This window comes from Rheinheimera fenheensis (assembly GCF_039871805.1).
In the GTDB taxonomy this organism is placed as follows: domain Bacteria; phylum Pseudomonadota; class Gammaproteobacteria; order Enterobacterales; family Alteromonadaceae; genus Alishewanella; species Alishewanella fenheensis.
Genome location: NZ_JBDPJM010000016.1, coordinates 25,149 through 33,434, shown reverse-complemented (window position 1 = coordinate 33,434; position 8,286 = coordinate 25,149). Strand labels below are relative to the sequence as shown.

Genomic DNA, 8,286 nt, shown 5'->3' with positions numbered 1-8,286 from the left:
TGGCTATGTCAGCCCGGCTGAGTTTGAGCGCAAATGCGCATAACCGAGTGTCTACTTTTTATGGGTAAGAACAGGCTCATGGAGGAGCCGATGTATAAATTTTTTGCCTTGATTTTATTGTTCGTTACAAATGAGGCTATGGCCTGTAGTTGTAAAAAAGCTGAGCCTTCCGAGTATTTTGCTCAAGCTACTAACATAAATTATGGCCGGGTTATTGGGTTAGAAATACTCATTGACGATAACGGCAATGAGTTCCAAAAAGTTTCAGTGGTTAATCCTGAAACATTAATAGGAGAAAAAACGACAGTCGTCTTTTCCCGATTAGATGATGGATCGTGTAGAGGCAATAGCTATATGCTTGGCTATCACTATGTGATATTCACCACCGAAGATAACTGGACAACTGGTGTATGTGGCGGGACAGAAGTTATATTGCCCAAAATAAGCTTTTTCCAAGATTACTTAAATAAATTACGAGAAATCAGCCCTAACAAGGCAATAAAGCCGGATTCGTGACAGTTTGCTCGGTTCCGCTTCGCTTCACATTTTAGCAAACTGTTACTTACCGCTTATTGCGGCGTTATACAACTTAAGGAAGAATTGTGAAAATCTGGCGAAATGGACAGACTGAAAAGATTTCACTCTTTAAATCTATTTTTCTGCATATTTGGTTAGTTCCTGCCGTTCCTTTCGGAGTGTATGCTTTTGCTTTTTTTATTGATGCACGTGGCAATCGATGGGGAGCCGAAAAGGAATATTTCCTGCTGTCTATATTAAATATCGAACCTTCGTTGACAGTATTATTGCTCTCATCGGTAGGATGCTTACTTTGGCTGCTAACTATTAAAGCTTTAACTATGCCTGTTTTTGTTCTTTCCAAAGAAAACCTGACACTTTATAGCTATGGCTTTTTTCCTGATCACCTAGCACTGTCATCTCTAGCTGAAATTAGACCTTATAATCTAGGACCAATTGGCACTCTTATTGATTTCAAATCAAACGTAGGTACAAACTTCAGAGAGTTTGCTTTTCTTGCAAAGATTAAAAAAGACGTCTTGCAAGATTTTATCGGAGAGCATGGTGTTAAAGTTGTATAACAAGCGCCATCAAAAGCGCGCCCTTTGGGCGCTCGACTCGCAACACGTTGCTCGCGTTTGTGGCGGGCGTTATAACTACAAGGTGCAACGTTGAAAACCAGAGAAAAAATTGAGGTATATGCAGCCCATGGAGGAGCTTGGAATCATTTGCAAGGCGAATTGATAAAAGAAGGTTTCAGTGAATCATTCGCCAATGCGTTTATCAGTCGATTTAGTCAGAACCTTGGGAGGCTAAATGCTGTTGAGGCCGTGAAAGTCTACGATGAATGGATAAATTGTAATCAAAAGATCGAGTGTGAAACATTTTTAATATTGAAGTACTTTTAGTCCTCTGTCGCCGTTTATGGGTAAGAACATTGCCTACAGGGATTGTTCAACCATGGATGAAATAGTCGAGGTCGCGTGAAGAGGATTTTTGCGAATCGTAAAATGGATAATCATCGACCTATTTATTGAGTTTTTTCTTTATTTTGTCGGTTACGTTACGCTGAAGGTCGTTACCTTCGGCAAATATCCCAAACCAAATCGGGATAACGACATGTTGTGCAGTGGTACAGGAGCCGTTGTTTTGTTGTTGGTTATTGCTGCAATAGCTTTTTACAAAGCAAATTAGGCATATAACACGTTGCTTAATTTCGCTGAGGCTACAACAAGCGAGGCCTCCACCGGACTTGCGAGTGCTCGCGGCTGCTTGCAGCGTTATGCTTAAATGAGATCGAGGCGTATGGACAACCCGATAAGTAAATTTGAAAGTTGGTGGCAGGAAGCGTTAGCTAATAGCCAATTGCAGCAACAAAGTGCTGTTTGTGTTTCCACAATTGATGAGAATGGTTTTCCTGCAGGCAGGTTTGTCGATTTAAAGTCGGTCAGTGATTCAGGCTTTATTTTTTGCACTTATTTTGATTCGGCCAAAGGCAAGCATATTAAGCGTGAACCAAAGACTGCAATGACAATCTGGTGGGATCATGTTGGTTACCAAATCCGAGTTGTTGGTTTTGCTCAAGTGATACCTGATACTGAGGCTGATTGCTTTTGGCAAGCGAGAAGCAGAAGTGCACAGATAATCACAACGGCTTTTAAACAAAGTGAAACATTAAATTCAGAAAACGATTTGGTCACCCGGCTTGAGGCAGCATCAACACACTTTGCTGACCGGCCCGTTCCCAGACCAAATAATTGGGGTGGTTATTGTATTAAGCCTATTTCAATTGAATTTCTTACATTCCGGCAAAGCCGACTACACCTCAGAGAGTTATTTGAGTTCAAAAGAAATGGCTGGATTAAACAACTACTTCAGCCGTAAAAGTATAACCGTATGCGGCATTTGGGGCCGGCGGCGCTCACATGTTCGCACGGTTGCAAGGCGTTAAGTAAAAAGGAAGTATGTAAATGGATCACCTGGTAATGCCAGCAAATAACTCGTCTAACTGACAACGGAGTTTGTAACATGGGGTTTTTAAGAGATGGCTCAGTGCATGCGGGCCTGTTCTTTTATGTCATTTTCAGTATTGGTATTTCTGTTGTGTGTTTTTTACTGGCGAAAGACAAGGGCAGAAACCTGTCTATTGCAGTGATTCTGGGGCTTATTCCCGGTTTAAACTTTCTTGCAATGGCTTACTATATCGGTGTACCCAAGCTGGGCAAGGTGTAACACGGCAAGCATTGTTAACCGAGGATGCTGACAGGGTTGTGCTGTCAGCCCCGCACGGCAAGCCTAGCCCGCCTGATGAAACCGCGCAAAAGCCGCGTCTAAATCGGCAAGTAAATCTTCTATATCTTCCAGGCCGATATGCAGACGGATTAACGGCCCGCTGTAGCGCCAGGTTGTTGCGCTGCGCAGGTTTTGCAGTTTCATGGTAGCGGTAATTAAGCTTTCATAGCCACCCCAGGAAAAACCCATTTTAAAATGGGTCATGCCCTCGATAAAGGCTTCTACCTGTTGCTGACTGCCTTGCTTTAACACAAAGGAAAACAGGCCATTACTGCCGGAAAAGTCACGTTTAAAAATGGCGTGGCCGGGGTGACTAGGTAGCGCCGGGTGCAATACGGTTTCTACCTCAGGCCGTTTCGTCAACCAGTTGGCTACGCTAAGTGCACTTTGCTGGTGCTGCTTTAACCGTACCGCCAGGGTACGCAGGCCGCGCAGAGCGGTGTAGGCATCATCTGCCGAGGCGCAGTAACCGAGTAAATAGCTGTGTTCTCGTAACTGTGGCCAGTGTGTTGCGTTGGCGCTGGCAGTGCCCAGCATGACATCAGAGTGGCCAACAATGTATTTGGTGGCCGACTGCACCGACACATCTACCCCCAACGTAAAAGGCTGGCACAAAATGGGCGAGGCCCAGGTGTTATCTAAAATAGTGACAATGTTGTGTTGTTTGGCTACCGCCGTTATGGCCGGAATATCTTGCATTTCAAAGGTTAACGAACCTGGCGATTCAAGAAAAATGACTTTGGTATTGGGCTTAATTAAACCGGCAATGGCAGCGCCGATGTGCGGATCGTAATAGCTGGTTTCAATGCCCAAACCAGCCAAAAGTTTGTCGCACAGTGCGCGGGTGGGTTCGTAGGCGCTGTCGACCATTAACAGATGGTCGCCACTTTGTAAAAACGCCAGTAAAGCACCACTGATAGCGGCTGCACCGCACGGGTATAACGCACAGCCGGCACCGCCTTCCAGCTCGCAGATTGCCTCCTGCAAGGCAAAATGGGTGTCGGTACCACGCCGGCCATAAAACGGCACCCGGTTACCACGGTTAAGGGTGGCGTGTTTAAGTTCAGCAAAGCTGTCAAACACGATCGTCGAGGCCCTTACCAGCGGCGGGTTAACCACCTTGCCAGTGTACTGTTTTGCCCGGCCGGCATGGATCAGCTTGGTGTCGCGCTTCATTTTTTTATCCTATTGGCTGAACTAAGGCGACTAAGGTCGCATATAAGACATCTAGACGGCCATGCTATAACAAAATGGCTAGCATGAGCTACAGTTTATAACATCATTCTGTCGTCAGCCGCCAATGCACCGGCTGAGAGTGGTTCACCATAACGATATCCAGGGTAATAAAAAAGATGGAGAACACGATGCGCAACTTTAAACCCGCTGCACTGACCTTAGCGCTGGCAACCGCGTTTGGCGCTCCTTATGCCTGGGCGCAGCAAGCAGCCGCCAGTGAGGCCAGTGAAGAGCAAAGAATTGAACAAATTGTGGTAACCGGTACCCGGGTAGCGGGCCGCTCGGTGTCAGACACCGCCGTACCCATTGATATTGTCGGTGCTGATGCGTTAGAGCGCGCCGGTAATACTGAACTTAACCAGGCGCTGTCGGTGGCGCTGCCGTCGTTTAACTTTCCACGGCCTGGCCTGGCTGATGGTACCGACACGATACGGCCCGCAACCTTGCGTGGCCTGTCGCCCGATCAGTCACTGGTGCTGGTAAACTCAAAACGCCGCCATGCCGCTTCATTAGTTAATGTTAACGGCACGGTGGGCCGTGGCGCTTCGGCGGTAGATTTAAACACCATACCTACTGCCGCCATCAGCGCCGTTGAAGTGCTGCGCGATGGTGCGTCGGCGCAATATGGCTCGGATGCGATTGCCGGCGTGTTAAACGTGCGGCTGCGCGAGGCCAGTGAAGGCGGTAATGTTACGGTTTCTTATGGTTACCGCGATACCAACTACAGCACACCCACCGGCACGCCGCCGGAAGGGGCAACCTGGCGTGCGCCCAACCCCATTTCACGCTCAGTCTCTGACGGCGAGACACTCACCTTTTCCGGCTGGAAAGGCTTTGATCTGGCCGGTCAGGGCTATGTCACCGTATCTGCCGAGTATAAAGATGCTGAGCGTACCGAGCGCGGTGGCTGGGATTTTCGCCAGCAGTATCCGCTGGTAAACGGTGAATTTGACCCACGCGAGCAGGAGATTAACCGTTTTAATGCCTGGTATGGCGAGCCGCAACTTGAACAGTTAACACTGTTCGTTAATGCCGGTATTGATATAGGCCCGGGCAAGTTTTACAGCTGGATCAGCTATCAGGACAGGGCTGCTAAATCAGGTGGCTTTTATCGCCGGGCGCTGGATGACCGCAATGTTATAGAAGTGCACCCGGATGGCTTCTTGCCGATTATTGCACCCGATGTAACCGATACCAGCTCGGCCATTGGCTATGAATGGGACAGCGGTGACTGGAGCTTTGATGCCTCTTTGGTATACGGTTTTAACCAGATGGAATTTACCATTGAAAACACCGTTAACCGCTCTATTGGCCCGGCCAGTAAAACCGAGTTTGATGCCGGTGGCTTTAATTACGACCAGCTGGTGGGTAACTTTTCGGCGGTAACGTCTTTTGATGTGGCGGCATTGGCATCGCCGGTGAATATTGCCATGGGTGCTGAGTGGCGCCGCGAGAATTACAGCATTTTTGCTGGTGAGCCTGACTCGTACCGCAACGGCGGTGTGTTGCTGCCCAATGGTAACCCAACCCAAAGTGGTGCTCAGGTGTTTCCTGGCTTTCGCCCGGCGAATCAGGTTGATGAACATCGAACTGCCGTGGGGGTATTTATCGATTTAGAAGCCAACCTGACTGATCAGGTGTTGGGCTCGGTTGCTGTGCGGGCAGAAGATTATTCCGACTTTGGCAGTAACCTTACCGGCAAGCTGGCGCTGCGCTACGATATCAGTGACAGTTTTGCGTTGCGTGGCTCGGTGCAAAATGGCTTTAGGGCGCCTTCGCTACAGCAGCAGTTCTTTACCAGCACCTCAACCAACTTTATCAATGGCGTGCCCTTTGATATCACCACCTTCCCGGTTAACGATCCGGTCGCGGTGGCGTTGGGGGCAAAACCGCTGGATGCTGAGGAGTCGACCAACTTCTCCATTGGTACTGTGCTGCGACTGGGCGATGTGTCTATTACCATAGACGGTTACCGCATCGACATTGATGACCGTATTGTGCTGTCAGAAAACCTGACCGCGGCCAATGTACGGGAATATTTGTCTGATCAGGGCTTTGTGGGTATTGGCGGTGGCCGCTTCTTTATTAACGGTGTAGACACCGAAACCACAGGTGTTGATGTGGTGGTGAACTGGAACCTGCCTACGGTAGATAGCGGTGACTTCGATTTAACACTGGTAGCAAACGTTAACTCAACCGATGTTACCGCAGTGCCGCAAACGGCCGAGCTGGCGGCATTAGACCCGGCACCTGAGCTGTTTGGCCGCATTAATGTGCTGACCTTTGAAGAAGGGACACCGAAGAACAAACTCGGCGCCATTGTTAACTGGAACAGGGAAAACCTGGGTGTAACGCTGCGAGCCACGCGTTACGGTGAAGTGTTAACCCCTGGCACCTCAGCCGAGCGTGACTTTACCCTGAGCGCGAAAACGCTGGTGGATATTGAAGGCCGTATCGACATTACCGACAACTGGCGCTTAGCCGTAGGGATGGATAACGTGTTTGATCAGTACCCCGATGCGTTCCCGGTAGCGCTAAATGGCACCGGTAATACGTCGTTCTCGAACTATTCGCCCTTTGGCCGTTCAGGCCGGTTGGTGTACGGTAAAGTCAGTTATAACTTCTGATGACAGCCTAAAGTAAAAGGCGCCAAATGGCGCCTTTTTACTGTAATACTGTCAACTCGTCAGGTGCTGCCAAATACTCCAATTGTGGCTTGGCAAAATAATAACCCTGAAAATAGCGGATACCCGCCGAGCTTAAATACTCCAGCTCGGCTTTGCTCTCAATACCCTCGGCCAGCACTTTGGTGCCCTGTAACTCACATTGGGCGATAGTTTGTTCAACAATAAACTGCTTCGCCGGGTGCTGATCTATGTTGCGTATAAGCTGCATGTCTAATTTCAAAATATCGGGCCTTAACTCCATTAACCAATCAAGAGTGGCATAACCAGAGCCGTAATCGTCAATGGCGGTTTGAAAGCCACGTTTGGAATAACTTCTGAAAATACGGTTTAAGTGGTCTTTATCCGGAATTTGTTCACCTTCGGTCACTTCAAAAATCAGCTTGGTCATATCAAAACCATACAGATCAGCAGCTTCGATGGTGGCTTTAATGCAGGTTTCCGGGTTGTACACCGCATTGGGTAAAAAGTTGATGTTTAAAAACGCCTTGCAGCCCAGCTTGGCTGCAGTTTCTATGGCTTTAACCCGGCACGCCTGATCAAAGTAGTATTTGTTGGTTTCGTTAATATGTGAAAACACCCAACCCGCGCCCTCGCCTTGTGGCCCACGTACCAGCGCCTCGTAAGCAAAAATGCTTTTGCTCTGCCAATCGATAATGGGCTGAAACGCCATGCGGATTTGAAAGCCTAAATCTTTACCGCTTAAACAATCACTGCAGGTTTGTTGCTTGATACTGTCGGGAAATGGCATACCGGAAAAGCTGAGTTAAACAAACACTGCATCGACTTTAGCGCTCCTGCGCCTAAGTTGCCAGTTTTTATCAGCTTATTGCGTTAATTTAGCCGGCCGCCGCGCTTAAGTGCACTGGCATAACAGCTTATTAACCGCTGCGCTGCAGCGGCGGCCGTTACACCAAAGGCCACGACACCATCTTCATGGCCGGCCATGGTAAAAATGCCCTGCTCCAGCACGGCGGTATCACGAAACAGCCGCGCCACTTCTTCGGTCATCGCCACAGTACCATAGGGCACGTCAGCGCCGGTTTGCGCCAGGCCAAGCGCTACGGCCTGCTGCCAAATGGCCGGACAATGCGCATGAATGACAAAGTGAATATCGCCGCTTAGCTGGTACAGCTGGCCGTGCGTCATTGCCTCGGATGACGGCTTGGTTTCACCAATTGCCTCGATACGGTTTTGTGCTGGCTGACACTGGGTGACCAGCGCGTAATCGGCAGCGGTCATATTGGCAATGCCACCGGTTTGGCTGCCACTGATAATAAACTGATTGCCACTGCCATAACGCTGGCTGATATTGCCAAAACCATAGTTGTCATAGCGCGTAGGCGTTTGACCCAGCATACCCAGCTGCAGCATAACAGTGCGCCAGCAATTTAGCTCTGCCACATCCTCTGCGATTAGTGCCGCCTGCTGCTGATACTGCAGCTGAAATTTTATGACCCCTTCTTGCTCTGCCATCGTATAAGCCGCTGTTTTGTTTTACACCCGGTTATTATAAAACGCCGTACCCACCAGCCCCAGCCGCTTAGCAGGCTAAAAC

8 protein-coding genes are annotated in these 8,286 nt (G+C 48.9%); 5 read left to right on the top strand and 3 right to left on the bottom strand.

Annotation, left to right across the window (positions count from 1 at the left end; translation table 11 throughout):
* The first annotated feature begins 90 nt into the window (after positions 1 to 90).
* The 4 genes from ABGI61_RS16380 (at position 91) to ABGI61_RS16365 (ending at position 2,748) form a co-directional block, all read left to right on the top strand.
* Entirely contained in the window at positions 91 to 516 is a 426-nt protein-coding gene (locus tag ABGI61_RS16380; protein WP_347603335.1) for a hypothetical protein, read from the top strand.
* 86 nt (positions 517 to 602) lie between these two features.
* On the top strand, positions 603 to 1,097 hold the full coding sequence (locus tag ABGI61_RS16375; RefSeq protein ID WP_347603332.1) for a hypothetical protein: 495 nt from the start codon (positions 603 to 605) through the stop codon (positions 1,095 to 1,097).
* Between the two features lie 724 nt (positions 1,098 to 1,821).
* Positions 1,822 to 2,400, top strand: a complete 579-nt coding sequence (locus ABGI61_RS16370; protein WP_347603329.1) for a pyridoxine/pyridoxamine 5'-phosphate oxidase — start codon at positions 1,822 to 1,824, stop codon at positions 2,398 to 2,400.
* Between the two features lie 144 nt (positions 2,401 to 2,544).
* Entirely contained in the window at positions 2,545 to 2,748 is a 204-nt protein-coding gene (locus ABGI61_RS16365) for a hypothetical protein (RefSeq protein WP_347603326.1), read from the top strand.
* 63 nt (positions 2,749 to 2,811) lie between these two features.
* Here the strand turns inward: ABGI61_RS16365 and ABGI61_RS16360 are convergent, their stop codons facing one another.
* Positions 2,812 to 3,984 (bottom strand): cystathionine beta-lyase, encoded by a 1,173-nt coding sequence (locus tag ABGI61_RS16360; RefSeq protein WP_347603323.1) that lies wholly within the window; start codon positions 3,982 to 3,984, stop codon positions 2,812 to 2,814.
* 188 nt (positions 3,985 to 4,172) lie between these two features.
* Here ABGI61_RS16360 and ABGI61_RS16355 point away from each other — a divergent pair, with 188 nt between their 5' ends.
* Complete coding sequence (locus tag ABGI61_RS16355) at positions 4,173 to 6,671, top strand: TonB-dependent receptor plug domain-containing protein (RefSeq protein ID WP_347603320.1); 2,499 nt, start codon at positions 4,173 to 4,175, stop codon at positions 6,669 to 6,671.
* Positions 6,672 to 6,708: 37 nt separating this feature from the next.
* Here the strand turns inward: ABGI61_RS16355 and ABGI61_RS16350 are convergent, their stop codons facing one another.
* Positions 6,709 to 7,479, bottom strand: a complete 771-nt coding sequence (locus ABGI61_RS16350; protein ID WP_347603317.1) for an EAL domain-containing protein — start codon at positions 7,477 to 7,479, stop codon at positions 6,709 to 6,711.
* An 83-nt stretch (positions 7,480 to 7,562) separates the two neighbouring features.
* Positions 7,563 to 8,204 (bottom strand): class II aldolase/adducin family protein, encoded by a 642-nt coding sequence (locus ABGI61_RS16345; RefSeq protein ID WP_347603314.1) that lies wholly within the window; start codon positions 8,202 to 8,204, stop codon positions 7,563 to 7,565.
* Positions 8,205 to 8,286: the final 82 nt, after the last annotated feature.

Bases quoted from the DNA above. Each gene is read 5' to 3' on its own strand.
- ABGI61_RS16355 (WP_347603320.1), top strand. From the start codon at position 4,173: ATGCGCAACTTTAAACCCGCTGCACTGACCTTAGCGCTGGCAACCGCG.
- ABGI61_RS16345 (WP_347603314.1), bottom strand. From the start codon at position 8,204: ATGGCAGAGCAAGAAGGGGTCATAAAATTTCAGCTGCAGTATCAGCAG.
- ABGI61_RS16380 (WP_347603335.1), top strand. From the start codon at position 91: ATGTATAAATTTTTTGCCTTGATTTTATTGTTCGTTACAAATGAGGCT.
- ABGI61_RS16360 (WP_347603323.1), bottom strand. From the start codon at position 3,984: ATGAAGCGCGACACCAAGCTGATCCATGCCGGCCGGGCAAAACAGTAC.
- ABGI61_RS16350 (WP_347603317.1), bottom strand. From the start codon at position 7,479: ATGCCATTTCCCGACAGTATCAAGCAACAAACCTGCAGTGATTGTTTA.
- ABGI61_RS16370 (WP_347603329.1), top strand. From the start codon at position 1,822: ATGGACAACCCGATAAGTAAATTTGAAAGTTGGTGGCAGGAAGCGTTA.
- ABGI61_RS16365 (WP_347603326.1), top strand. From the start codon at position 2,545: ATGGGGTTTTTAAGAGATGGCTCAGTGCATGCGGGCCTGTTCTTTTAT.